This is a genomic window from Chitinophaga sp. CCNWYY40, assembly GCF_037483205.1.
Taxonomy (GTDB): domain Bacteria; phylum Bacteroidota; class Bacteroidia; order Chitinophagales; family Chitinophagaceae; genus Chitinophaga; species Chitinophaga ginsengisegetis.
Genome location: NZ_JBBHLF010000001.1, coordinates 30,384 through 56,721, shown reverse-complemented (window position 1 = coordinate 56,721; position 26,338 = coordinate 30,384). Strand labels below are relative to the sequence as shown.

Here is a 26,338-nt window from a genome sequence, read left to right as displayed (position 1 = left end):
ATATCAGCATATCTTTTTAACAGCGTTAACAGATATTGTCTATTGCTTCTCAGAAATTGTTGAAGCATACTCCTTTACCGGTGTTTATTTTATTACTTTTAGGTCTTTTTGAATACATACAAAATTCCTGGAATATGCTATTTAAACCTGATACTATCTCCCGTTGCTTTTCCAGCCGTAATGCGCTGGCGTTGTTGTTAACGGGCGGGATAGTGATCACCGGCTGCCAGACAAAAGCGCCGGAAAATGCACCTGTGAACCTGAAAACGCCGGGCATCGGATACCAAACCTATAAGGGCACCACCGGCCGTCGTACTGCCGTTACACTGCCCGACAGCTCCCGCGTAATACTTAACTCTGCTTCTGTACTGGAAGTACCCGCCAATTATTTACAGGGCAACCGTGCGGTGATCCTGGATGGCGATGCATTCTTTGCCGTTGTTCCATCTACCGATACTTTTACTGTTACCAGCGATAAATTAAGGGCTACTGTGTTGGGTACCGAATTCAAAATGCGCTCCTTTGCCAGTCAGCATGGCGCTACCGTATACCTCCTCAACGGGAAGATCCGTGTGGGAAAATCCTATCATTCCGCCACCGATAATCAGCCGGAAATACTGGAACGTGGACAGATGATCCTGGCCAACAATGAAATTGACCTGATGGAAAAAGAAACCTATCAACCGGAGGAACTGGAAACGTGGTTGTCTGATACTTTGCGGATAAATAACACTAATCCTATGGCGCTATCCCGCATGCTGGAAGAATGGTTTGGCGTGGAAGTGGAAATGAAGGGCGATGCATCCAAAGCGCCCGCGATCACAGACGCTGCTTTTTTTCATGCGTCGCTGGAAGATGTGCTGAACAACCTCGGCGAGCAACAGCATTTCAAATATAAGATCCGTGACAATAAGGTAGTGATTACATTTTAGTATATCCATTACCGTTAGTTACCTGTTTTCCTGTTGAAAGAAAAGATGGCCGCATCGGGATTTTTCTTTCCCTGTACCAGGTCTGTAATGATATTGGCGGCAATCTGGCTGAAAGTGATGCCGTTGCCGCCAAAGCCCAGTGCAAAAAAGGTATGCGGCATGGGCGCAAAAGTGCCGATGAAAGGCAGCCCGTCTTCCGTAGCGCCAAAGGTGCCTGTCCACTTAAACTCCGGATGAAAACGCAGCTCCGGGAATTTCTTCCGCAAGTCTTTTTCCAGGTCTTTCGCCTTGCGGTGAATCAGTTTATCCCGGCGGCGGGGGTTATAAAAAGGTTCGTCACGCCCTCCTATCAGCACCCGGTGATCGCTGGTAGTACGCATGTAGAGGTATGGGGATTTTGTTTCCCAGATCAGGCAATCCTGGTACCATTGTTCTTGCGCATGATTGGGTTCACTTGCCACGGCGTAGGTAGAAGTTAATTTCAGCAGTGGAGTTTTGATATATTGCAGCACCTCATACCCGGTGGCGATTACGAGATAGCGCGCCGTAACCTGGTGCCCCTGCGAAGTTTTCAACACCACGCTGCGCGGGCGGAAATCAATATCCACTACAGCGGTACGGTCAAATACGGATGCGCCGTGTTTAATATTGTGCTGATGCAGCGCATGGGTGAGCATATACGCATCTGTTTGTGCAGCGGTATGTGAATAGATGGCTGCCGGCGCATCAAAGCCCATCTTTGCTTTTACTGTTGCGGCGTCCCACCATTCCATTTTCAGCCCCAGCTCACGACGGGCTTCCAGTTCTTCCGATAACTTTTTTACATCTTTCCGGTAAGATGCGAGATACAAACTATGCTTTCTTTCAAAATGCGGGAAGCGCAGTGCTTTGCAAATAGCCTCCAGTTCATCAATAGAAGCGGCGCATAGTTCGTATGCGCGGTTGGCATTGCGAACGCCTACTTTCTCCCTTAGCTCCGATAAACGCGTATCAATTTCATACTGCAGCAAAGAAGTGCTGGCGGCGGTGCTGCCGAGGCCAATGGTCCGGGCGTCGGCCACTACACAGGGGATGCCTGCTTTTGTTAAGGCATAGGCCGTTAACGCGCCGGAGATACCGCCGCCTATAACTGCCACGTGCGTACGAATGTCCTGTTCCAGCCAGGGATAATTATATGGGAGGCCGTTACGGATGAGTGAATAAGGGTAACCTGACTGAAGATCCATATTTACTGATTTTACAAAAGCTGCACCAAAGAAATTCGTATCTTCTGTCAGCAAAATCAAACTGTCATGAAAACACTAACTTTCTTAACCAGCTGCTTACTCATGGCTGTGAGTGCTTTTTCCCAAACGGCTCCCTGCTGTCATACAGATGCCATCACGGAATTTGCCGCACTGGCCAGCCAGGAAGAATTCCGCATGGCGCACAAAGACCCGCTGCCATTCACCTACCAGGGAACTACCGGCGCGGCTGTCACGTTTCCCACTACAGATGGAACACCTGCGCATGGCTTTCTGTTCAAAGCCAAAGAAACCTCGGATAAATACCTGTTGGTGTACCAGGAATGGTATGGCCTCAACGACTACATAAAAAAGCAATCGGAGCAACTGTATAACGACCTGGGAGGCAAAGTAAATGTGCTGGCCGTGGATATGTATGATCAAAAGGTAGCTACCAACCGGGAAGATGCCGCTAAATTAATGCAGGGAGCCCCCAGGGAACGATTACAGGCCATTATGCAGGGGGCAATTACCCATGCCGGAAAAACGGCTAAAATAGCGTCCATTGGCTGGTGTTTCGGAGGTGGATTGTCTTTGCAGTCGGGTTTAGTGGCGGGGGCTCAAAATGTGGGCGTAGTGATGTATTACGGCATGCCTGAGAAAGATGTGAGTAAGCTGAAAACTTTACACGGGCCGGTACTGGGATTATTCGGCAACAAAGACAAAGGCATTAACCCGCAGGTAGTAGATGAATTTGAGAAGAACATGAAGGAAGCGGGTAAAACACTCACGGTTAAACGTTATGATGCGGCGCATGGCTTTGCCAATCCGAGCAACCCTATTTTCGACAGCGCCGCTACTGCGGATGCTTACGGGTATGTGGTGCCATTTCTGAAAAAAGCATTTTCACTGTAAATGTTCAGCGGAGGGAAATATTCCCTCCGCTGAAATATTTTTACTTACCGCCGAGTCTGAGCAGCAGTTCTTTTGTTTTCCTGATACCTTCTTCTTCAGATAATTTTTCGCCTTCATACTCAATACCCATAAAGCCATTGAAGCCGGCGTCTTTCACTGTTTTGAGGATACGGGTATAGTCGATGGTTACTTCGTTGCCGTTGGCATCGAAGTCGTATGTTTTTGCGCTCACGCCTTTTGCAAAAGGCATCAGTTCTGCCACACCTTTGTAGCGGTCGTATTCTTCGAGACAGGTAGTTTTAGCCCATGCTTCCGGCGTGTTGCTTTCCGGTTTGCTCCTTTTTATGCAGAAGTTGCCCAGATCCGGCAGGGTGCCGCAGTTGGGCATGTTCACGGTTTTCATTACGCCACTCAGCCATTCACCGTTGGAAGACATGCCGCCGTGGTTTTCCACAATCACGTTAATGTCATGTTCCTTTCCAAAGGTAGCCAGCCTGGTGAGGCCATCTGCAGCCGCTTTGGCTACTTCTTCCGGAGATCCCTCTCCTGCTGCGTTTACACGGATCGCATGACAACCCAGGAACTTAGCTGCTTCCACCCACTTGTAATGATTTTCAACCGCCTTCATTCTTTTCTTCACATCCAGGTCGCCCATTTCTCCTTCCCCATCGCACATAATGAGTACGCTGCGAACACCCAGGTCATCGGCGCGTTTCTTCATATCTGCGAGGTATGCCTGATCCTTTGCTTTGTCTTTGAAGAACTGGTTCACGTATTCGATGTTTTCAATACCGAATTCATTCTTTGCGCGGGAGGCGAAATCCAGGTGGTTCATTTTACCTGCAAACAAAGCTTTATGGAACGACCATTCCGCCAGCGAGATCTTAAAGAAAAGCTCGTGGGCAGTAGCTTCGCCGGGCTTTGCAGCAGCGGCGCTGTCGCCTTCGCTCTTTGTGGACTTCCCCTCATTACAGGCGGCCAGTATAGCGGGCAACATCCCCATTCCCATAGTGTACACGCCCATTTGACGCAGGAATTGCCTGCGGTTGTTAACATTACTCATATACGTGGGTTTTAAAATTCATTCTCCTAAAATATTCATTTACACGGGGGAAAGCAAGTTTAAGCGTATAAATTTTCAGGGAGAAATAAAAAAGAACTATTCAAAAGGGATTTCAGGAAGAAGATGATAACGCGCCGCTTCCACTGCTGCCGCGGTCTGAAGGGCGTTGTTGTAAGTGGCCGGAACCTGGCTGCCGTGGGCAAAAAGAAGACGGTACTGTTCCGCATACTGCGGATAGTATTGCTGCACGGCCTGCATCACCAGCTGTTTGCTATCAGCCGCTTCGTCTCCCCACAAAGTAGTGGAAGCGGGAAATACATACCGCGCGCCATGCTGGTGAAAAGCAGCGTATAGCCATGCTAGTTGCTCCGGCCTGTCGGTGATAAACGGTAAGAGAGGCATTAAACTCACACCGGTCATAAACCCTGCATCTGCGCAGGATTTCAGGGCCAGCAACCGTTGCACGGGATCAGGCGCACCGGGTTCAAACTGCTTTCCGATAATTGGATCGATGGTACTAAAAGAGAAAGTGATCATAGCCTTATGCCGGTACAAAGCCATATCAGCGGGCAATACGGCCTGTTCGTTGATTTGCCGGAGGATGTCGAGATCGCGTAATACCAGCGGCGATTTGGTGATGATATGTACCGGGAAACGGTATTCAAGCAGTAGTTCGAGGATGCTCCGGGTGAGCAGTTCCTTTTCTTCCAGCGGAAGATATGCATCTGTTACAGACGACAGCACCACAAAGCCCTGTTGCTGCTTACGCGCCCTGGCTGCGAGTTGCCGGCGAAGAATGGTTAACGCATTTTCTTTCACGGACAACTTTTCTGCCATGTTGATACCGTATTTACTGCCACGGATATAACAGTACAAACAGTTGAATGCGCAACCACTATACGGATTAATGGTATAGTCGTCCAGGAACCAGGGGTCCCTTCTTTTGGTTTTATTCAGTAGTGACGTAACCGTTATATACCTGGGCATATGCGAAGTTATATCACCAAAGGTCCGGATTTTATTTCATGGTCCCGTGTAGCTTTTTATTTTATGTCGGCTGCCAGTACCGCCAGGATGCCCTGTAACACGGCTTCATGGCGCATGATGCGGAAATGGCCGTCGCCGGTGATGCGAAGCGATTGTATAGCCGGGTATTGCTGCAGGTAGTCGTCTATTTCCGTGGCTTTTGCGAGGGTGTCAGTAGTATCGTAAGCCATCCATATTTTATCTGCCTTGATGTTATTGATGTAGCGGTGCATGTCCATTTCAGAGAGGTCTTCTTTCAGTCTTTGCCGGATCAGTTGATGCAGCACGGGCATTACTACCGGGTGGATACGGAACAGGCGGAGCGCTTCATCAAAGAATACGGGTGCGCTCAATGCGGTGCTGAGCATCAGCAGGCGTGGCACGTGTACATTTTTGCGGGAAAGGGTAAGCGCAGCATTGAGTCCGCCGAACGAATGGCCAACGATAGCATGCAGGGGGCCTTCCTGTTGCATCACCTGTTCCAGTACATGCATCCATTGTACCAGGTTGGTACGTTTGCCGCCGGAAAGGCCGTGTGCCGGCCCATCGTAAGACACTACCTGGTAGCCCTGCGCCACCATTGAACTGATGAGTTGTTTAAAATGAAGAGGACTTCCACCCCAGCCGTGGAGCAATAATACTTTGGGGCCGGTGGTTCCCCAGCGGTAGGTAGTTACTTTCAGGGGCGCATTATCGAAAGGATAGCTGGTTACCTGCAAATGCTGCAATACGGCCTGATCGCGGAACTGCTGATGTACCGGCCGGAGCTTTAATGCGGGCGGTGTGCAATACAGCCGGTAAAACAGCTTTGCCGTGGTAACCGGAAACGGGCGGCTCATGGCGGATAATATCGCACCGGTCATCCGCAGTGACAATGGTAAAACCTGGTGTTGCATTTTAGACCGATTGGTTTATTTTTAGGAATAAAAAAAGTTAAAGAGAATGATGCCTGATTTCTTCTCTTAGCGCTTCCAGTACCACGAGCATCTGTTTATTATGTCCGAGTACGCTGCTTACGAGTATAGCGCCTTCCAGCATGGTAAACATGCGGATAGCAAATTTCCGTTCGTCCCAGTCTTTTTTAAACTCGCCGTGTTCCTTTCCGTACTGCACCATTTTGGCGATGCGCGACTGGTAGTAGAGTACCAGTTCGCTCACTTTTTTCTTCAGCCCCGGGTTGGTGTCATCTGCCTCCACGCCGAAGTTGAGCATAGGACAGCCGCCGGCTATTTTCTGCTCCGCCGGGAAGCGGGTATAATACTCAAACAACGCTTCAAACTTACCGGCCGAAGTATTGGCGGTGGCGGTTACCTGCCGCAGGTTCAGCTTCTCTTCTTCCGCGATATAATCAAACACTTCCATCACTATTTCCTCTTTGGAGGAAAAGTTGCCGTACACGCCACCCTTCGCCAGCCTGGTGGCTTTGAGGATGTCGCTGATAGAGGTGCCGGCCACTCCTTTTTTGTTAAAAATAGGAGCGGCTTTTTCTATAATGAACTGGCGTGTTTTTTCTGCTTTGCCCATGCTTTTAGCAAATTAGACCAATTGGTCCATTCTGGCAAATATTTTTTCTACGCGGAGTTATAAATTAAAGATGCGTTCAATCGCCGGTGCATACGCCGCCCCAATGGGAATTGGTATGTTTTTGATGTAAAGGGAGTTGCGGTCGGCGCGTTCAATTTTTTTATTAGCCACAATATAGGAGCGGTGCACACGGGTGAATGAGCCAATGGGCAGCAGATCTACCGCTTCCTGCATAGACAGGCGGGAAATAAGCTTACGGTCGGTGAGGATGAAGTTCACATAATTGCCGGCGCTTTCGAGGTAGAGGATATCATCCAGCACAATACGGAATTGTTCATAGCCGCTTTTCACAAAGATGTAGTCTGTTTGTTCCTTATTCACAGGAACGCCATTCTGTTGTTTCAGCTGCAACAGGTTATTGGCTTTATTGCAGGCTTTCATGAAACGTATCAGGGAAAAGGGTTTGAGCAGGTAATCGATGGCGTCCAGCTCAAAACTTTTCACCGCATGTTCAGAATAGGCGGTGGTAAAAACCGTCATGGGCGGATGCGGCAAACTGGATAAAAAATCCAGCCCGGAGATATCCGGCATTTTAATATCCAGGAACAGCAGGTCTACTTTTTCCTTACTGAGAAAGTCGATTGCTTCAAAAGCATTGGTAAAAAAACCCTTCATTTCCAGGAAGGGAACCTTGGCAGCGTGATTTTTGATAACAGCCAGCGCCACCGGTTCATCATCTATCGCAATAGCAGTCATCTTTGGCTATTTTTACGGGTAAGCAATACAGGGATCTAACTAATTTTGCCGAGCAGGAGTCGCCGGGCCTGCTGCCAGAGATTCTGGTACTGGCTGTTTTCCCGGCTTTGCCACTCTTTTACGAGGGCATCGGCCTGTTCGCGGCGCAGGTCGCGGGTAGATTCAAACAGGTGGTCCACCGTTTCCTTATCGGCCGCCAGTGCAGCAGCCTGGTAGTGTTCCATTAATTCTTTGCCGGTGTCTGTTTGCAGCCGTGCGGAGGCTACGCCCTGGGCAGTGGCGGCAGCCAGCTTTTCATCGTACTCACCTTTGGGCATCAGTATTTTGCTAAGCAGGGGCATTACTTCTATGAGGGTAATGATAAATACAATGAGGCGGTAGCGTTGTTTTACCGGCGGATGCGTTTCGGTCAGTTCGTTCAGGGCTTCTATCTGCGCCAGGAATCCGTTGGTGAGTGTGCTAACATATACGGCTTCCTTCAGGCTGTCCACGCTGTGCATACGTGCCATTTGTGCCTGCAGCTGTTGCTGCTGCGGCTCCCAGGCTCTTTGCATAGCCTGTAGTTCTTCCTCCGATTTGAGATAAGCCGATTTCTTTACGCGGGCAATGTCCGACTCTCCTATTCTGCCGGAGCCGCCGGTGCCGTCGGTTTCTTTGATGTAGCCATCTTTATATACTTTCAGCTCCGCGGTTTTCTGCGCCAGCTGCTGCTTGCCCTGATCAAGGGATTGCTGCAGGGTGGCCATCTGGCCGGCGTTGAGCTTTACCAGTTGCGCGCGGTAAGCATCGAGCTTTGCCTGCTTGCCAAGTTCCAGCTGTGTATCGATATCTTTCTTAAATAACATTAACACTACAGGCTGGGAAATAAACAAACCTATGGTAACGGCAAGGACTAAACGAAATATTACCGGCATCACTTTTATGCTGCCGTTGGTGCGCGACATAGCGGCAATGAGGGTACGGTCGACCGATAAAATGGCAAAGCCAAAAAACAGCGCCAGCCCGGCTACCACCATATCATCGTTTACGATGGTGGAAAAGAAATAGCCCCACGACAGTGTGGCAAACATCCACGTCACCAATACAGATACGCCGATGATACGGTACCGCTCTTTCTCGGTTTTACACTCCTGCAAAACATCGGCATCAGCAGCGGCCAGCCACCATAAAAAGCGCGTCATGCCATCAGGGCCCGGTACCACTTCTTCTTCTTTTTTCATTTACTTATTTATTAACATCAATTGTCAGATGGATAAAAAACTCAGTAGCCGTGTGACGGATACTCAGCTCGTGCCGGTGAGGATACAATAAATTTAGTCTTTCTTTTACATTATTCAAACCAATCCCCATACCCTCCCTCTCCGGATCATTTTCCGGGCGGGGGTGCACGCTGTTATACACATCGAAGAAGATCTGATCGGCGGTACAGCTCAGGGAAATCACGATACGGGAGCGATGCCGCAGGCTGATCCCGTGTTTAAACGCATTTTCCACGAAAGGGATCAGTAACATCGGCGCAATCTCATGCTGACATTGACTTTCATCTATATTTACTTCTATCAGGATATCGGGAGATGACAATACGCGCAGGCGTTGCAGGGCGATATAATTTTGCAGGTAAGCCACCTCCTTATCCAGTGGAATTTTTTCCATATGGTTATCATGTAGCATAAACCGCATCATATCACCCAGTTTCTGGATGCCTTCGCTGGTACGGGCAGCCTCCTCCTGCAAAGCGGTGCCATACAGCGTGTTAAGGGCATTGAATAAAAAATGCGGATTGATCTGGGAACGCAGGAAGTCGAGATTGGCGGCGGAATGCCCCAGCGCTTTCTTCAGCGTTACCACCGTATTCACCTGCTTCTGGCGACTTTTAAACAACAGCCAGCAAACGGGCAGCACAATGCCTGTGGATACCGCTATGCCAATAAGTGCAAGCGCCACAAACCAGCCTCCGTCGCGGTGTACCAGTGCGCGGCATATCAGCGCCATCAGCACATTACTTCCCACGATAGTAAAAACAACATCCCGGATCAGTAAGCTCTTATTCCGGTGGATGTCCTCGAATGCCGGAAATACTTTATAACGGAGAATAAAAAACACGGCAATCTGCGAAGGACCAAAGAAAAAGATCATCAGTGCCATGTCCCTGGAATCGGAAAACGACAGGCAAAACAATACCGCAAATGCGCCGGCAGCCCAGCAAATTTCTGTAAGCATCTGCCGGAAAGCCGGATCTGTTACAATACGCGGATACAGCAGACTTACCAGTGCTTTGCGGAAATAATAATATGCCACATAGAGCACGCCGGAAAAAACAGTGGTAATGAAAGCTGTTTTTGCAAAATACATATGCGCACCCCGCACCGTATCATATACGCCCAACAGGTAGCCGTTGTAATAAGAATTGGCGACCATCATCATGGCAAAATAAAACGCCCCCACCGGGATCAGCAGCAATATGCCTCCCAGCCACTTCCCCTTCTCCAGGAACTCCGGTACAATTACAAAATTCACCAGCAGGAAGGTCACATACACCAGCGTTACCCGTCCCATAGAAGGCAGCAGGTAATGAATGTAATAGTCGAACACCTGGTGATAGGTGGCGAACTTTCTGCCATAGATCTCCTGCAGCTCAAATACGTTATAAATAATGCTGGGGTATAGGATCGAAAACATCAGCAACACAAAAATGGCGGTTACGATGCCGAATTCAATTTTCTTAAATTGATTCATAAGGTTGATGTATTTAAGGCAATAATAGCAATTGTTGCTATGCAGCAGGGGCAAAATGGGATGAAAGTAGTGTAATCCGGTATGAAATCGGTTTTGATGGTAAAATAAGAACTCCCTCCGGAAGCCATCCCTATAAGTGTCGGGCTGACAGGGATAATTATAATAAATCGACAATCTTTATTATTTTCATCGCCTCAACAAGCCCAATATGAGCACATCCAACAGACGTAAATTTTTAGGAACCGCAGCAGCGCTTGCCGCCGGTACTGCCGCTGCCGCAGCAATCCCCTCAACAAATATGGAAAAGAAATACCCGATTGTGCATCACGTGTTCTTCTGGCTGAAGAACCCGGATTCCAAAGAAGACCGCGATAAACTGGTAGCCGGTGTAAAAACCCTGTCGAAAATAGAAACTGTTCGTGACCTGCGTGTAGGCGTGGTAGCGAGTACCGAAAAACGCGAGGTGGTGGATAACAGCTGGGGCGTATCAGAACTGATCTTTTTCAGTGACCTCGCCGGACAGGCCACCTATCAAACCCATCCCATTCACCTGGAGTTTATAAAAAACTGCAGTCATTTATGGGAGAAAGTAATCGTTTATGATGCCGTAGAAGTATAAAGAGATATCATGGCAACGGAATACTGGATGAGCGGGCCGGTAGAAAATATACCGGCATTACTGCAACCTGTGGCACATGCTTTACTGCAGGCCAACCAGGAGATCAATAACTTAATGCAGGATTTCCCGGAAGATCTTTTATGGGAGAAGCCAGCCGGACTGGCCTCTCCGGGATATCATCTTCAGCATGTGAGTGGTGTGCTCGACCGGCTGTTTACCTACGCCAGGGCAGAAGCGCTCAGTCAGCAGCAGTTTGCCGCCCTGGCTGGTGAAGGTAACCCAGGCGCATCCCTTCATGATCTGCTGGATCATTTCAATGCACAGGTACATCAATCGCTGATGCAATTGTCCGCCACCCCGGAAGACACGCTTACTGCTTTCCGGGGTGTAGGCAGAAAACAACTCCCCTCTACCGTGTTGGGGTTACTGTTTCATGCCGCAGAACATACTATGCGGCACACCGGGCAATTGCTTGTTACGGCCAAAGTGCTGCTGGATATGCATGCGCGTTAAAAGCGATGCCGCCATTACCCTTCGTGTAAATCCAGATATTTTTTATCCGTAAAACTATAAATTAGCCCTATGAAACGCTTCCTCCTTCTCTCCCTCGTGTTGGGTTATTATACCGGCATGCAGGCACAGCAAACGCAGAAACCACCTTTACACGGCAAAAACTGGATGGCCGTAACCGGCAAGCCCCTGGCTGCCACAGCCGGCGCCATGATCTTCCAGCAACACGGCAATGCCGTGGATGCCGCCTGCGCTATGCTGGCCGCCACCTGCACCATGTGGGATGTACTCAGCTGGGGTGGGGAAACACAGGCGCTGATCTATAATCCCAAAACCGGGAAAGTAATTGCCATCAATGCCCTGGGCGTGGCTCCTACCGGCGCTACTCCCGCATTTTATAAAGGAAAAGGATACGACTTTCCGCCTGAATACGGTCCGCTTGCAGCAGTAACGCCGGGAACCGCCGGTGGACTATGCTACATGCTGGCAGAATACGGCACCCTCAGTTTAAAACAGGTACTGGCTCCTGCAATGGAAATGGCTGCCGGCTACCCGATAGAAGCACAAACCGCCAACAGTATTGAACGCGGGAAAAAATATATCAACGAATGGCCTTACAGTAAAGCTGTTTTCCTCACACATCCCGGTGAAAAAAGAGAAGCGCCTGAAGCAGGAGAAATTTTTGTGCAGAAGGACCTTTTGTCTACCCTCACCAAAATGGTAGCAGCTGAACAGGAAGCACTGCGCAACCATAAAAGCAGGAAAGAGGCAATCATGGCAGCGTACGATCGTTTTTACAAAGGAGATATTGCCAAAGAATTTGTACGTGGCTGCCAGGAGCAGGGCGGACTCATCACCCTGGAAGACCTCGCCCGCTGGAAGCCGGTGGAAGAAGAACCTCTGCATATTAATTACAAAGGCATAGAAGTGTATAAGCTGCAGGAATGGACACAAGGCCCCATGCTGCTGCAAAGCCTCAACATCCTGGAAAACTTTGACCTGAAATCAATGGGATATAATTCCACTGAATATATTCATACGCTGTATCAAACCATGAACCTCACTTTTGCGGACCGTGACTTTTACTACGGCGATCCTGCGTTCAATACCAATCCTGCTATCAAAGGATTGCTAAGCAAAGAATACGGCAAGGCGAGGGCCAAACAGATCAATCTGGCACAAAATGATGCAAACGCAGGACCGGGTGATCCCTATCCTTTCATCGGGAAAACCAATCCTTACCTGCATTTCCTGGAGGAGCGCAAGCAGCTGGCAGATACCAGCAGTGGCCGCCAACCCGGCGGATTTGTTCCTAAACATGACGCCACTACGATGTTGCAGCATGGAGATGCTATGTCGCCGGAAGGGGATCTGAATCAGCTGTATGCCGCCAACACACCCGACAGCGCCTATATGGACCGGCTCTGGCGTGGTACCACCAGCGTGGAAGCAGCAGATAAAGATGGCTGGGTAGTATCTATCACACCCAGTGGCGGCTGGCTGCCCGCCTGTATTGCAGGCAAAACCGGCATTGGTATGAGTCAGCGGGCACAAAGCTTTGTACTGGATTCTGCGATATGTCCTTTTAATGTGATTGCTCCCGGTAAACGGCCGCGGGTAACGCTTACGCCTTCGATGGCATTGAAAGACGGTAAGCCTTTCCTGGCCTTTGGCGTACAGGGTGGCGATACACAGGACCAGAACCTGTTGCAGTTTTTCCTGAACGTAGTGGAGTTTGGTATGACGGTACAGCAGGCTACAGAAGCTGCGAATATAAATACCAACCAGTTATGGTTGTCGTTAGGCGGTACTACCATCAAAGACAGGGAGCCTCGTCCGGGAAGCATCCTGCTCAATAATAATACATCGGAGAAAACACGCAAGGCCCTGGAGCAAATGGGTTATCACCTCACGTTTGGAGAGCGTACCAGCGGCCCCATAAATGCTATTTACATGGATCGTGTACATGGCAGTTTATGGGGTGGCAGTAGTAATCATGGAGAAGACTATGGAATAGGCTGGTAAGTAAATTACTCCCTGCTCCACACTTCATGAATAGGATCTCCTTTTGAGCTGTTGCCGCTGTGGTCCCAGTTGTTGCCGTTTACGCTGCCTTTAAAAGACAGCGCAGCGCCAACGCGGGAGCTATCGCGGGAGAAGAATTCAATTTTTTCGGTGTAGGTACCGTTTTCAAAAGTGTAGGTACCTCCGCCGGAGCCAAAGAACTCGCCTGTTTCCTGGTTGATAGCCACCCATTGAAAGCGGGTGCCGGTGAGTATTTTCATGGTTCGCCTGGCGCTGTTGGGGATGGGTGTCATCTTACCTTCTCTTTCCCGTGAAGTGATCTGCCAGCTACCTGCCAGCGGGCCGGTTCCATCGTCGATACGGGTCCACTCCTGTTTGCCGCCCCCGGGGCTACTGGTGATCAGCTGCCCATTTTCCAAGCCTACCGGCACCGTAGTTTTTTGTCCTACCTGTGAGGCATTGGCAGTATTAAAAAGAATGGCTACATCCACCTGTGTGTCGCCTGCCTGTTTCCAGGTTCCGCCATATGAGGTGATGAAGCGTTGACTATTGTAATCGGTAACGGTAAACCAGGTGGGGGTAATGAGCAGCACGCTGGTTGCGTCTCCCGACACTGATTTCCAGGCGCCTAACGGCGAGTCCTGTGCGCTGAGTATACCCAGGCAGGAACAGCATAACGTAAATAACAGGATTAGTTTTTTCATAACATAGCGTTTGTTTTCTTAAGATAAGCAAACAAACGCAGTAATTAAGCGGTTTCTCCCGGTTGCATGCACGGGGCTTTATTTATACAGATGCTGGTCCTGTATATAATCGATATCGTGTTTTTTGAGATAAGCGATTCCCCATTCGCTGGCAAATTCATACAAGGGGGAGAGTGATTTTCCTTCGGTGGATAAATAGTATTCCACGCGGTAAGGTTTTTTGGTGATCACATTCTTCTCAATCAGTTGATCGCGTTCCAGTTCTTTAAGTTGCTGACTGAGCATTTTTTCGGAGATGCCCGGCAGGTTATCCCTGATTTCAGCGTAACTTTTTTTCGTAAAATAATGCAGATGGAAGAGTATTAACAGTTTCCATTTCCCTCCTATAAATCCGAGTGTTACGTCTACCGGGCAGGTGTATGTTTTATCATTTAGTGTGATCATAAGCTGCAAGTGTAAGGCCGTTCCAAGTTAAGCACATTTGCTCATCCCGGACCTGCTTTCCGGTAAGGTATTTCCTGTTACAGGAGCGGACGCTAAGCATAAAAATTTTGAGCAGGCTTATGAAGCGGCGGGCTGGCATTTTGAAGTAACTGCTACCGGCTGGCAGCGATAATGGTTCAGAGAGACAGGCATCCGCGGTGCGCAGCCGTGGATGCCTGTATACTATGCTTCTTCCAGTACGCGTTTCAGGATATTCAGGTACCCGATATGTTGTTCCGCATAGGAACTGCTTTCAGAGAGCTGCGCCCAGGCTATTTGCCGTTCCAGGGCAATATTGATCACCGGTTTGTTGGCTTCTTCAATCACGCCTTCATCTGCCAGTTGTCCGAAGCCTGCTGCGATCACAGAAACATCCAATGTAAAAATAAACTGCTGATCATCAAATGCAGGATCTTCTTTCATACGAATGATCAGGTCCCTGTCCAACAGTGTTTCATTATAATCTTCAAAAGCCATTTCCCCTACAGATTCAATGGTCCATTTTAAACATTCAATGGTAGGTGTAAAGGGGTATGCCCGGCGCCATTCCCGGTATGAGGCAAGTCCGGTGTCTCCTTCATCTGATCCAAAAGGCGCCAGTTCATCGGCGGGGTCCCAGAAAAAGTCTTCAGATATCAGGGCAATAGCTCGTGCATGTGCATGATCTTTATCTATGCCATAGATTTCTTCTTTCATAAGATATGTTGTTTTAAACTACGCTTTACCCCATCCATCGGTATTCGAGCAGGTTTCGATGCAATGTCTCGTATACCGCTCAAATTCTTCTCCAAATAATTCCTGGTACACCATATACCCGATAAATCCAACAATCTCTGCTTCTGCATCGCAGGTAGCCTTTGAAGGATTTTCGTCGATCATTTCATAGTACGCTTTCCCCATTCCTACAATAAAACATCTGCAATAGAGGAAACCGTCGTCTGATCCATCCGTATATGCCTGGATATCTTCCCGGTCGATCTGAAATAATTTCTCTTCCATGATATGATTAAATTCTGTCAGCTCCTCCTTATCCAGTTGCAGCAGGATATCCCGGATATTATTGGTGATAGCGCCATACACTTCACCGGTCAGGTCCTCGATCAATATAGCATCATTGGTTTTCAACGCCGTATTGCGCATATCCAGTAATGCCGGGGATGCAGCCCACGCTTCTTCAATAATCTGCCAGAATTTAAATTCATTCATAAGAGTAGAAATTAATGATCATTAAGAATTAACTGTAAGATATACATAGGAAACGCAGTGTAAATGCGTAGTAAAATCAGCGGTCAGTGTATCGGCATGCATTGAAAATACGCAATAATTTCCTTTCTTTTCAACCTGGCTGCGAAAACCTCCCTCTCACATAAATTATTTTATTATTAATTTCATGTCCACTAAATTTACCCCGTTATTGTTTTTGTGAGGGTACAAAACTTCCAGCTTTGCCAGACATTTCCTTGACTGATGAACATGATTTGCTGCAAAAAGTTGCCATGGGTGACGGGGACGCGTATACCATCCTGTTCAGACGCTACAGCGGGCAGGTATATGACGTGGCCATGCTTTACCTGAGAGACAGCAGCCTCGCCAGGGAAATTGTACAGGAAGTTTTTATGAAAGTATGGCTGAAAAAAGCCGATATGTCTCACATCAAACAATTCAAAGATTACCTGTTTATTCTTACCCGCAACCACATTTACGATGGCTTCAAAAAACAGGTAGTACGGCTGAAAGCCTATGATTTCCATCTCAAAAACCAGCCGGAAGCACAAAATGATACCGATCACCTGTTGCTGCAGCGGGAATACGATGCCATCCTGGACAAAGCCGTGTCCGGCCTGCCACCGGAGCGGAAAAAGGTGTACCTGGCCCGCAGACAGGGCTGGAGCAACGAAGAAATTTCCCGACAGCTGAACATCTCGGTACATACCGTCAAGAAGCAAATGAGCCTCGCTATGCACGCTGTACGGGCTTTTGTGAAGTCCCGGCTGCAAAATGATATCGTCCCCTTTCTCCTGTTCCTGCTCATCTTCCGCAGGTAATATCTTCTCCCGAAAAAAAAATTTTCACCCCGGATACTCCTTTTTTGCCGGTTGCTCGTCTTTACCCCATATCACCCTTCCAAAATCGCTGATAATGTCCATAACGGAAGTACAGTTACTGCTTGAAAAATATAAGAATGGCCGGATCAGCCAGGAAGAACTGCTGCGCCTGAAAGCGATGGTAGCCGGAAACGACTATGAGCCGGAAATCAAAGCAGATATCCTGTCGGCCCTGTACAGCAGCGAAGCGTCGCAAAGCGGCCTGACTGCGGAAGATAGTGAAGCCATTTTACAAAACATCCTGCAAACAACACCTCCCCGCGCTACCGGCCATACCCGCAGAATGATCTGGTATGCCGCCGCAGCAACCTTGCTGGGAGCCACTGTGCTAACAAGCGTCTTTTACCTGAACCGTGAACAACAGCCGGTTATAGTGGCCGCACAAAAAGCCAATCCCCTGGCGCCAGGTACCAATACCGCCGTACTGGTGCTGGCGGATGGCAAAACCATTTCGCTCGACAGCACCAACACCGGCGCACTGGCGAAACAAGGCAACAGCAGCATCGTAAATTCAGCGCAGGGCCTCGCCTATAAAGCAGAAGGCGCTGCCACAGAAGTAGTATACAATACCGTGGTAACGCCCCGTGGCGGGCAATACCAGCTTACCCTGGCAGACGGCAGCAAAGTATGGCTGAACGCCGCCAGCAGTATCCGCTTCCCTACTACATTCAGCGGGAAAGAACGACTGGTGGAGATTTCCGGAGAAGGTTATTTCCAGGTGGCTGCCAATGCGAAACAACCATTCCGGGTGAAAGTAAAAGGCAATCCTGATATGGAAGTAAACGTGCTGGGCACCAGCTTCAATATTATGGCCTACACCGATGAAAAAGCGATTACCACTACCCTGGAAGCCGGCGCTGTTCAACTGGTAAATGGCAACAACCGGAGCCTGCTGCAACCTGGTTACGGCGGCAGTCTGAATGCCGGTGATGCCGCATTCACCATCGAAAAAGCAGACCTGGAACAGACACTGGCCTGGAAAGAAGGCAAATTCAGGTTCCGCAATACCAGCATACAAACCATCATGCGCCAGATAGCCAGGTGGTATAATATAGAGGTTACCTATGAGGGTGATCTATCGGACGTGCGCTTAACAGGGATCATTTCCCGGCGGGAAAATGCAGCTTCTTTATTAAAGATCCTGTCAACAACAAAACGAGTTCACTTTGATATTAATGACAACCGGGTCGTGGTAACACCATATGACCCTGAGCAATAGGCGCTATTTGTCCACTTATGAATTGATCATTTTTAAATTTATTTAGGTTATGAAGACGTAAATAATTCCACTGCCGGTTGTAAAAAAACCGGAAGCACTGCAATGCTCCCGGCTATAGAAGGCAACCCAACTCCCTGAATCATTTAGAAAATTGAATTATTAAGCCAACAACACAAAAGTATGGAACTACTTGGTACCTGCAAAGTCCCCGGGAAAGGAGGACGTATGCAAAGAAAATTACTGTTGATTATGCGATTAACTGCAATACTGACACTGGTATTCACCCTTAATCTGAGCGCCAAAACATTCTCTCAGTCTGTTACCATCAAAGGGAAACGTCTTCCCCTCTATGATGTTTTCAACAGCATCAGCCGCCAGACAGGTTATGAATTTATTTATGATGAGAAGTTACTGGAGAAGGCGCCTCCGGTAAATCTCAATATGAACCAGGCATCTCTCACCGAAGTGTTGAATGCCTGTTTGAATAACAAACTGTTTAACTACAACATCGTAGATAAAACAATTGTGATCAGCCCGAAAGCCAAAGCAATGGCGCCTGCCGCCGCTGCCATAGCTGCGATTGACATACAGGGTAAAGTGACCGATACCAAAGGGCTGCCGCTCGTAGGCGCATCTATCCAGATAAAAGGCACCACTAAAGGCACCGTAACCAACGCCCAGGGTGGCTTTACCTTAGCGGCCAACCCCGGGGATGTACTGATCATCAGCATCATAGGATATGAAAGCAAACAGGTAACCGTGGGCAATGATCCCAACATCCAGGTAACCCTGGCCGTACAGGACAGCCAGTTAGGCGCCGTAGTAGTAACGGCTCTTGGTATCAAAAGATCAGAGAAATCCATTACCTACTCGGCCCAGCAACTGGATGGACTGGAACTTACCAAAGCAAAAGATGCGAACCTAGTAAATACCCTGAACGGTAAAGTAGCAGGTTTAACTATTTCCTCCAGCGCTTCCGGCGTAGGCGGTTCCGCCAAAGTAATCCTGCGCGGTAGTAAATCAGGATTAGGCAGCAACCAGGCATTGTACGTAATTGACGGGGTACCGATGAACAATACCATCACCAACCAACCAGGTAGTATCTATGGTGGCAGCTCCTCTTATGATGGCGGCGACCCGATCTCCAACCTCAACCCGGAAGACATTGAAAGTATCTCCGTATTGAAAGGGGCATCAGCCGCAGCGCTTTATGGTAGCCAGGGCGCCAACGGTGTGATCATCGTTACTACAAAAAGTGGCAAGGTTGGTCGCGCTGTTATTAACATCTCATCCGGATTCAATATCAGCCAGGCTGCCTATAAGCCTAAGTTCCAGAATAATTATGGTCAGTCTACCGACCCTACTACCAAAAGCTGGGGCAGCAAGATCAGCGGGGCAACCGACAACGTATCCGACTTCCTTCAAACCGGGCAAAACTTCACAAATGCTATCAGCCTGGCCGGTGGTTCTGAAAAGGCACAAACTTATTTCTCTTATGCCAACACCTCTGCAAGAGGTTTAGAGGAAGGCAATAAACTCGGACGTCATAACCTGAGCTTTAAAGAAACCGGTCACTTTCTGAACGATAAGCTCACTGCCTCTGCAGATGTGAATTACATGACCCAGAAAATTGACAACACGCCTTTATCCGGCTTTTATTTCAACCCGCTCACCGGTTTATATCTCTTCCCCCGCGGAGTGGATATCAGCCCTTACAGGGACCACTACGAAATACCTGATCCTTCCCGGAATAATCTCATGGTGCAGAACTGGCCTTTTTCAGAAGATGTACAACAGAACCCGTGGTGGATCCTCAACCGCAATACCAATTCGCTTTCACGCAACAGGATACTCGCCAACGCCAGCCTGAAATATGACATTAACTCCTGGTTGAATGTACAGGGAAGGGGAAGTATTGACCGTATGAATGATGTGTATGAGCAGAAGATATACGCCGGTACCCAAACCACGCTGGCATCTAAAAACGGTGGCTATAACTACACCAACAATACCACCACCCAACAATACGGAGACCTGATCGCTAACTTTAATATCCCTGCAAATGACTTTCATTTTACGGGTCTTGTTGGTGGTAGTATCCGTGATGTAAAAACAAACGGTATCTACTTTGCAGCAGGACAGGAAGGTTTATATCTCCCGAATATATTCACCATCCAGAATATGAAAACGATCAACGCTGCAAACTCCGGCAGTACACAGGAAAAACACAGCCAGTGGCAATCTGTTTTTGGTAGTGTGAATATTTCCTACAAAGATTGGGCATACATGGATCTGACAGCAAGAAATGACTGGGCCTCCAACCTGGCATTTACCAACCAGTTGTCCTATTTCTACCCATCAGTGGGATTGAATGTAATCCTGACACAGCTGCTGAAAATGCCAACGGCGATCACCTATGGTAAGATCCGTGGTTCCTATGCTATTGTAGGTAATTCTCCGTTAGCATACCAGAGTAATACACCTGATAACCTGATCAATACAGGCGGTACTGTAAAGGTGAACACGACTGCTCCATTCAGGGACCTGAAACCGGAAAAAACAAAATCGCTTGAATTAGGTACAGAATGGCGCTTTTTCGACAGCCGTTTGAGTGTGGATGTTACTTACTATAAAACCAATACCACTAACCAGACGATGGAAATTGCCGCACCTAATGCAACATTGTATAACACCTACTTCATTAATGCAGGCGATATCCAGAACCAGGGTGTAGAAGCGATGATACGGTACGATGTATTGCGCGACACTAAACTGAAGTGGAATACCGCTTTAAACTATGCAGTAAACGACAACAGGATCGTTTCCCTGTCGCCGTTTGTGGACCGTTTCAGCCTGACCGGCGACGGTACCGGCGCCAACTACGCTTCACAATTTAAAGTAGGCGGTTCGTTTGGCGACATTTATGGCACTGTATTAAACCGCGATGCACAAGGACGTGTGATTATTACCAATGGCGCTCCTTCCCTCGCTGGCGGCCAGATGCAATACCTCGGTAACGCCAACACCAAGTGGCAGCTGGGCTGGAACAATAGTTTTGCATACAACAACTTCACCTTATCGTTCCTCATAGATGGTAAATTCGGCGGACAGGTAATGTCTGTAACCCAGGCCATGATGGACGGCTACGGCGTTTCAGCGACTTCAGGCCAGGCAAGGGATGCCGGCGGCGTAAAAGTAAACGGGGTAGATCAGAATGGCAACCCGGTTACTTCCGTGGATGCACAAACCTGGTATAATGTAGTAGGCGGCAGAACCGGTGCTTCCGGGGAATATATGTACAGCGCTACTACCGTAAGATTAAGAGAAGCATCGCTGGGCTACACCATTCCGTTGAAAAGCAACGCAGTGAAGGCGCTGAAGGTATCTGCCAACGGCCGTAACCTGTTCTACTTCTCCAAGAAAGCTCCGTTTGATCCTGAGCAAACCATGTCTACCTCCAACGGACTGAGTGGCGTGGATGTATTTATGTTACCTGCTTCCCGCAGCTATGGCGTTACTGTAAATGCCACTTTCTAATCATTTACCGCAAAACTGAAAACGATGAAACTGTATAATAAAATGAAGCGTTACAGATCTGGCTTACTGGTGGCTACTGCAGCCCTGGTAACCGGGATGAGTGCATGTACCAAAAATTTTGAACGTTATAATACTGATAATACCGGCGTAACAGATGGTCAGCTAGGACCTGATTTTAATTCACTGGGACTGTATCTGAAATCTGCACAGATGTCTATCCTTAACTTTTCCGGCGGTGGAGATCCCAACTCTTACCAGGTGCAACAGAACCTCAACGCGGACTGTTTCTCCGGTTACTTCATGACACCCAACCCCTTCAGCAGCTCCAATAATACCAATTATGGCCTGGTTCCGGGCTGGAATGGGGAAGCTTATAAAGTGGGTTATCTCAATGTAATGTCGCCGGTATTGAAACTAAGGGAAAGTGGCATAGATAAAAACTTTCCTGCCGTATGGGCGGTGGCGCAGATAATACAGGTTACTGCCATGAGCCGTGTAACGGATATTTACGGCCCCATTCCGTATAGCCGTGTAGGTGAGGGCTTGTCGTCTGTTCCCTACGACAGCCAGCAGGATGTATACAAACGATTTTTCGCACAGCTGGACACCGCAACAGGAAGCCTGCGCGCCCAGATTAGCAGCGGCACTCAACTGCCGTTTAATTTTTCCAATTTCGATGTTGTTTACAACGGCAATTTCCCACAGTGGCTGCGCTTTGCTAACTCCCTGCGGTTACGCCTGGCCATGCATATCGTAAAAGCTGATCCTGCCACAGCAAAACTGGAAGCAGAGAAAGCGCTGAACCCGGCTAATGGCGGCGTAATTACAGATAACGCCGATAACATGACCGTAAAAGTAACCGGCGACTTTACCAACCCGCTTGTTTTCATTGCGAAAAACTGGGCAGACATCCGCATCGGCGCTTCTTTGCAGTGCTACCTCACCGGTTATAAAGACCCTCGGGTTTCAAGGTATATGGACAAAGCCACCGATCCCGCCACCGGGCTTAAAGGCGTATACAAAGGCATCCGCATCGGCAGCCTCGTAGATAAACCGAAATACCAGACCTACTCTTCCCTGAATACAGAAGACGGCGCCTCCCCTGCTTTCACCCTGAAAACACCGATGCAGGTAATGACCGCCGCAGAAGTGTATTTCCTCCGCGCAGAAGCAACTATAAGAGGCTGGAGCAATACAGGCGGCAGTGCGCAACAACTGTATGAACAAGGCGTTACTACATCTATGGCGCAGTGGCAGGTAAGCGCTCCCGGTTACCTGGCAAATGATTCAAGCCATGCCGATGCTTACACAGATCCAAAAAATCCGGTTAATAATATAAACAGCCCGTCTACCATTACTATTAAATGGAATGAAGGCGATGTTGAAGCTAAGAAAATGGAACGCATCATGACCCAGAAATGGCTCGCCATGTTCCCCGAAGGACAGGAAGCATGGACAGAATTCCGCCGCACCGGCTATCCTAAATTGTTCCCGGTGGTGAACAACAACAGCGGTAATGCCATCTCAACAGATGTACAGATCCGCAGGCTGCCATTCCCGCAAAATGAATATAATACCAATCCCGCTGCAGTGGCGGCTGCTGTGCAGCTGCTGAGCACACCGGCAGATAACGGGGGCACCCGTCTCTGGTGGGATAAATAAAGTAAAAAACACTTAAAGAGATGGCCGGTGAATGGCCGGTCATCTCTTCTATCAATATTTAAAGTTAACCTGAGCATAGTTTGTTATAAGAGCCACCAGACCGGAAAACCCGTAACCAAAATTTGAACCCAGATTTCCTGATCACTTAAACATTCATTCCATTATGAAAAAACAGTTCCACCCTTTACGGCTATTGGCCGTAGGAATGGCGTGCGCCGCCCTCTTTTTCACCGCCTGTAAAAAAGAAAACACCAGCAGCATTTCACAAGACACCGGTAAAAGCGCCACCGGCGCACATGTAGAAACCGTTACCAAAGCCGGAGGGATGTCCGTTTGCTATGTGGAAGTAAACAGCAACAGTTTACTGAATACCGGCAAATACACTTTAACCACCGGCGGGCAACAGCTGTTTGATATTGCCATCATTTTCGCAGCCAATATCAATTACAACACCACTACCCAGAAAGCCGTGCTGTACAACAATCCCAACGTATCCAACGTGTTGACCAACAAGGCCACGCAAATTGTCCCCCTGCAAAATAAAGGGATGAAAGTATTGCTGTCTATTCTCGGTAATCACCAGGGAGCAGGCTTCTGTAACTTCACCAGCAGAACCGCTGCAAAGGCCTTTGCACAGCAACTCAGCGATACCGTTGCTTACTACGGTCTGGATGGAATTGATTTTGATGATGAGTATGCCGATTATGGTAACAACGGCACCACGCAGCCAAACGACAGCTCCTTTGTAATGCTGGTAGACGAATTGCGCAAGCTGATGCCCACAAAAATTATTTCATTCTACTACTATGGCCCGGCAGCTTCCAGGTTATCGTGGGGTGGAAAAAAAGTGGGCGACTTTGTTAACTACAGCTGGAATGCTATTTATGGCTCGTACTCCGTACCCAACGTGGCCGGCCTTACAAAGGCACAGTTAGGCCCGGCGGCGGTAGATATCCAGAGTACCAGCCAGAGCACTGCCAATTCACTGGCCACACAAACGAAGAACAATGGTTATGGTATTTATCTCTGGTATAACCTCACCAGCACCGATAAACATGTGTACTTCTCCGGTGTATCCAGTATTCTTTACGGCAGTAATGTTACTTACACACCTTAATAAAAGAAGGGAGCGGGTTTAAAAACCCGCTCCCTTCTTTTTATGCAATACTATTTATTTTATACTGTCTTCCCTTGCTGATAAACGGAACCAATCCTTTGCGTAAGGCTTTAACAGCGTGGTAGCCGCTGTAGGCCCCCAGGTGCCGGCCTTATACAAATGCAGTTCTTTTGCCGGATATTTTTTCCAGGTATCCAGGATGGGCATCACTACTTTCCAGGCAGCTTCCACCTGGTCCGCACGCATGAACAAGGTAGGGTTACCATCCAGCACATCCAGCAACAAAGCTTCGTATGCTTCCGGAATTGTTTCTGTATAAGATTCCTGGTAAGTGAAATCCATTTCCACCGGTTTCAGTTTCATTTTCAAACCAGGCACTTTACTTTCAAACAATAAACTTATTTCCAGCTCTGGCTGAATACTGATGATCAGCCTGTTTGGCGTGATATCATCTTTAAAAATTTTATGGGGAGAATCTTTAAACTGCACCACAATTACAGACGATTGTACCGGCATCGATTTGCCTGTGCGTAAAAAGAAGGGTACTCCTTTCCACCGGTCGTTGTCAATAAACAACCTGGCGGCTACAAAGGTTTCTGTATTGGAGGCAGACAGCACATGTTCTTCCTTACGATAAGGCAAACGTGGCACACCGTGTACATTGCCGGCTGTATACTGGCCACGGATCACGTTTTTCAGCACCTGCGCCGGTGTATATGGCCGGATGTCTTTCAGTACTTTTACTTTTGCATCGCGGATCAGTTCCGACTGGTAAAACTCCGGTGAATCCATCGCAACAATACACAACAGCTGCAGCAGGTGATTCTGCACCATATCGCGCAGGGCGCCGCTGCCTTCATAGTAGCCGCCACGTTTTCCTACGCCTACTTCTTCCGCCACGCTGATCTGAACGTGATCGATATATTTTTTATTCCACAGTGGTTCAAACACATAGTTGGCAAAGCGGAAGGCCATGATGTTTTGCACCGCCTCCTTACCCAGGTAGTGATCGATACGGTAGATCTGTTTTTCCGCGAAGCGTTTTGTGAGGAACCTGTTGAGTTTTTTGGCGGTATCAAGGTCGGTGCCGAAAGGCTTTTCCACAACGATGCGGTCCAGGCCATCGCGGTTGCAAATGGTGTGTTTGTATAAGCCTTCGGCAATGATTTCAATAAAGCGCGGCGCTACTGCAAAGTAAAAGATGCGGGAGCCGTTCTGTTTCTGCTTTTTGCCGAATGCATCCAGTTTCCCTTTCAGGCCGGTATAGGTTTCCGTTTTCAGGAAATCGCCCTGGAGATAGAAGATATTCTTAGCAAATCCTTCCCATTCTTTTTCATTTGCTTTCCCGTTGCGGCTAAACTCATTAATCCCTGCCAGCAGGTCGAGTTTAAAGGCAGTTTCGTCTTCCGGCAGGAAATCCACGCAGTAGATGACGAATACGGGCGGAAGATGTTTATCGGTGTACAGATTATAAAGCGCAGGAATCAGTTTTCTTTTAGTCAGATCCCCTTTGGCGCCGAAGATGGTGATGGCGGCGGGGAGTGTTTTTCCAGTTTTCATCTAAGCATCGGTTTATTCCCCTGTAATTTAAGCATCATTCCTGTAATCTTCTCATCCATTTTTGTATCCACATGGATACTATCGCGTGCGGGCCAGTATGGCGGAGCAAACAGCCAGGATACACGTCATCGGCGTAAAGATCAGCTGCTCCCATTTATTGGTGGAGATGAGATTGCCGAGGGTGTTTACAAAAAATAAAAGACACATCAGCCACAGCGCCAGGCTCAACACCTTACTATTGGCCGGTAGCTTCAAGATCTTCCTTTTCCCCAGCACCACCAGCAGGAAAAATACATTCACCAGTACCGAGATGGCTTCTAACCGGTACATTTCCATGGGCGATTTCAACCGGCCCCCCCATACAATGGAATAAGGTAAAACTTTTGCAATGATCAGCAGGTGAAAAAGGATCAGGAGGGAGAAAATAGTGATCATACTTATCCCCGCTATTTTTGGCATACGGATACTCATAAAGCGATTAACTTGGAGTTAAAGGTAATAATAGCAGCGCTAAATGGGTGGGAAAGAATTTACGTTGATTTTCTATGGTTTTAGTATTAATATTGTACCCGATTCAACCATACACCCAAACAACCACATTATTTTCCGCTTTCCTTTCCGG

Annotated in this window: 24 protein-coding genes; 10 read left to right on the top strand and 14 right to left on the bottom strand. The window is 48.3% G+C overall.

Going from position 1 to position 26,338, the window contains the following annotated elements:
• The first annotated feature begins 134 nt into the window (after positions 1-134).
• Positions 135-932: a FecR family protein gene (locus V7S65_RS00235; RefSeq protein WP_111579559.1), complete on the top strand. Its 798-nt coding sequence runs from the start codon at positions 135-137 to the stop codon at positions 930-932.
• Between the two features lie 14 nt (positions 933-946).
• Here the strand turns inward: V7S65_RS00235 and V7S65_RS00230 are convergent, their stop codons facing one another.
• The gene (locus V7S65_RS00230; protein ID WP_336386595.1) at positions 947-2,158 is read right to left on the bottom strand and encodes an NAD(P)/FAD-dependent oxidoreductase; all 1,212 of its coding nucleotides are present in this window, start codon (positions 2,156-2,158) and stop codon (positions 947-949) included.
• Between the two features lie 66 nt (positions 2,159-2,224).
• Here V7S65_RS00230 and V7S65_RS00225 point away from each other — a divergent pair, with 66 nt between their 5' ends.
• Positions 2,225-3,070: a dienelactone hydrolase family protein gene (locus V7S65_RS00225; RefSeq protein ID WP_336386596.1), complete on the top strand. Its 846-nt coding sequence runs from the start codon at positions 2,225-2,227 to the stop codon at positions 3,068-3,070.
• A 40-nt stretch (positions 3,071-3,110) separates the two neighbouring features.
• Here the strand turns inward: V7S65_RS00225 and V7S65_RS00220 are convergent, their stop codons facing one another.
• From V7S65_RS00220 to V7S65_RS00190, 7 genes are all read right to left on the bottom strand, one after another.
• On the bottom strand, positions 3,111-4,133 hold the full coding sequence (locus V7S65_RS00220; RefSeq protein WP_111579556.1) for a sugar phosphate isomerase/epimerase family protein: 1,023 nt from the start codon (positions 4,131-4,133) through the stop codon (positions 3,111-3,113).
• 96 nt (positions 4,134-4,229) lie between these two features.
• Entirely contained in the window at positions 4,230-5,120 is an 891-nt protein-coding gene (locus tag V7S65_RS00215) for an SPL family radical SAM protein (RefSeq protein WP_336386597.1), read from the bottom strand.
• A 56-nt stretch (positions 5,121-5,176) separates the two neighbouring features.
• Positions 5,177-6,055: an alpha/beta hydrolase gene (locus V7S65_RS00210; protein ID WP_336386598.1), complete on the bottom strand. Its 879-nt coding sequence runs from the start codon at positions 6,053-6,055 to the stop codon at positions 5,177-5,179.
• Positions 6,056-6,092: 37 nt separating this feature from the next.
• Entirely contained in the window at positions 6,093-6,683 is a 591-nt protein-coding gene (locus V7S65_RS00205; RefSeq protein WP_079468820.1) for a TetR/AcrR family transcriptional regulator, read from the bottom strand.
• A gap of 57 nt (positions 6,684-6,740) precedes the next feature.
• Positions 6,741-7,439, bottom strand: a complete 699-nt coding sequence (locus V7S65_RS00200) for a LytR/AlgR family response regulator transcription factor (RefSeq protein ID WP_079468821.1) — start codon at positions 7,437-7,439, stop codon at positions 6,741-6,743.
• A gap of 35 nt (positions 7,440-7,474) precedes the next feature.
• Positions 7,475-8,659, bottom strand: a complete 1,185-nt coding sequence (locus V7S65_RS00195) for a DUF4407 domain-containing protein (protein ID WP_079468822.1) — start codon at positions 8,657-8,659, stop codon at positions 7,475-7,477.
• A gap of 4 nt (positions 8,660-8,663) precedes the next feature.
• Complete coding sequence (locus V7S65_RS00190) at positions 8,664-10,175, bottom strand: sensor histidine kinase (protein WP_336386599.1); 1,512 nt, start codon at positions 10,173-10,175, stop codon at positions 8,664-8,666.
• A gap of 208 nt (positions 10,176-10,383) precedes the next feature.
• Here V7S65_RS00190 and V7S65_RS00185 point away from each other — a divergent pair, with 208 nt between their 5' ends.
• The 3 genes from V7S65_RS00185 (at position 10,384) to V7S65_RS00175 (ending at position 13,329) form a co-directional block, all read left to right on the top strand.
• On the top strand, positions 10,384-10,794 hold the full coding sequence (locus V7S65_RS00185; RefSeq protein ID WP_079468824.1) for a Dabb family protein: 411 nt from the start codon (positions 10,384-10,386) through the stop codon (positions 10,792-10,794).
• Positions 10,795-10,803: 9 nt separating this feature from the next.
• Positions 10,804-11,307, top strand: coding sequence for a DinB family protein (locus tag V7S65_RS00180; protein WP_336386600.1), 504 nt, complete (start codon positions 10,804-10,806; stop codon positions 11,305-11,307).
• 69 nt (positions 11,308-11,376) lie between these two features.
• Positions 11,377-13,329 (top strand): gamma-glutamyltransferase family protein, encoded by a 1,953-nt coding sequence (locus V7S65_RS00175; RefSeq protein WP_336386601.1) that lies wholly within the window; start codon positions 11,377-11,379, stop codon positions 13,327-13,329.
• 5 nt (positions 13,330-13,334) lie between these two features.
• Here V7S65_RS00175 and V7S65_RS00170 read toward each other — a convergent pair whose 3' ends face one another.
• From V7S65_RS00170 to V7S65_RS00155, 4 genes are all read right to left on the bottom strand, one after another.
• On the bottom strand, positions 13,335-14,033 hold the full coding sequence (locus V7S65_RS00170; protein WP_336386602.1) for a hypothetical protein: 699 nt from the start codon (positions 14,031-14,033) through the stop codon (positions 13,335-13,337).
• A gap of 78 nt (positions 14,034-14,111) precedes the next feature.
• Positions 14,112-14,477: a winged helix-turn-helix transcriptional regulator gene (locus tag V7S65_RS00165; RefSeq protein ID WP_336386603.1), complete on the bottom strand. Its 366-nt coding sequence runs from the start codon at positions 14,475-14,477 to the stop codon at positions 14,112-14,114.
• 222 nt (positions 14,478-14,699) lie between these two features.
• Complete coding sequence (locus V7S65_RS00160) at positions 14,700-15,212, bottom strand: hypothetical protein (protein ID WP_079468829.1); 513 nt, start codon at positions 15,210-15,212, stop codon at positions 14,700-14,702.
• 18 nt (positions 15,213-15,230) lie between these two features.
• Positions 15,231-15,722, bottom strand: coding sequence for a DUF4240 domain-containing protein (locus tag V7S65_RS00155; RefSeq protein ID WP_336386604.1), 492 nt, complete (start codon positions 15,720-15,722; stop codon positions 15,231-15,233).
• Between the two features lie 239 nt (positions 15,723-15,961).
• Between V7S65_RS00155 and V7S65_RS00150 the strand changes: the two genes are divergently transcribed.
• The 5 genes from V7S65_RS00150 (at position 15,962) to V7S65_RS00130 (ending at position 24,156) form a co-directional block, all read left to right on the top strand.
• Positions 15,962-16,561, top strand: coding sequence for an RNA polymerase sigma factor (locus V7S65_RS00150; protein ID WP_339544920.1), 600 nt, complete (start codon positions 15,962-15,964; stop codon positions 16,559-16,561).
• A gap of 94 nt (positions 16,562-16,655) precedes the next feature.
• Entirely contained in the window at positions 16,656-17,840 is a 1,185-nt protein-coding gene (locus V7S65_RS00145; RefSeq protein ID WP_336386605.1) for a FecR family protein, read from the top strand.
• Between the two features lie 249 nt (positions 17,841-18,089).
• A complete protein-coding gene (locus tag V7S65_RS00140) occupies positions 18,090-21,377 on the top strand; it encodes a SusC/RagA family TonB-linked outer membrane protein (RefSeq protein WP_336386606.1) in 3,288 nt (1,095 codons plus the stop codon).
• A gap of 24 nt (positions 21,378-21,401) precedes the next feature.
• Positions 21,402-23,039: a RagB/SusD family nutrient uptake outer membrane protein gene (locus V7S65_RS00135; protein WP_336386607.1), complete on the top strand. Its 1,638-nt coding sequence runs from the start codon at positions 21,402-21,404 to the stop codon at positions 23,037-23,039.
• A gap of 163 nt (positions 23,040-23,202) precedes the next feature.
• The gene (locus tag V7S65_RS00130) at positions 23,203-24,156 is read left to right on the top strand and encodes an endo-beta-N-acetylglucosaminidase H (protein WP_227024656.1); all 954 of its coding nucleotides are present in this window, start codon (positions 23,203-23,205) and stop codon (positions 24,154-24,156) included.
• Positions 24,157-24,210: 54 nt separating this feature from the next.
• On the opposite strand, the gene zwf is transcribed toward V7S65_RS00130, so the two are convergent.
• Both zwf and V7S65_RS00120 read right to left on the bottom strand, forming a co-directional pair.
• Complete coding sequence (zwf, locus tag V7S65_RS00125) at positions 24,211-25,716, bottom strand: glucose-6-phosphate dehydrogenase (protein ID WP_111579543.1); 1,506 nt, start codon at positions 25,714-25,716, stop codon at positions 24,211-24,213.
• 78 nt (positions 25,717-25,794) lie between these two features.
• Complete coding sequence (locus tag V7S65_RS00120; RefSeq protein ID WP_079468836.1) at positions 25,795-26,151, bottom strand: hypothetical protein; 357 nt, start codon at positions 26,149-26,151, stop codon at positions 25,795-25,797.
• Positions 26,152-26,338 lie beyond the last annotated feature (187 nt).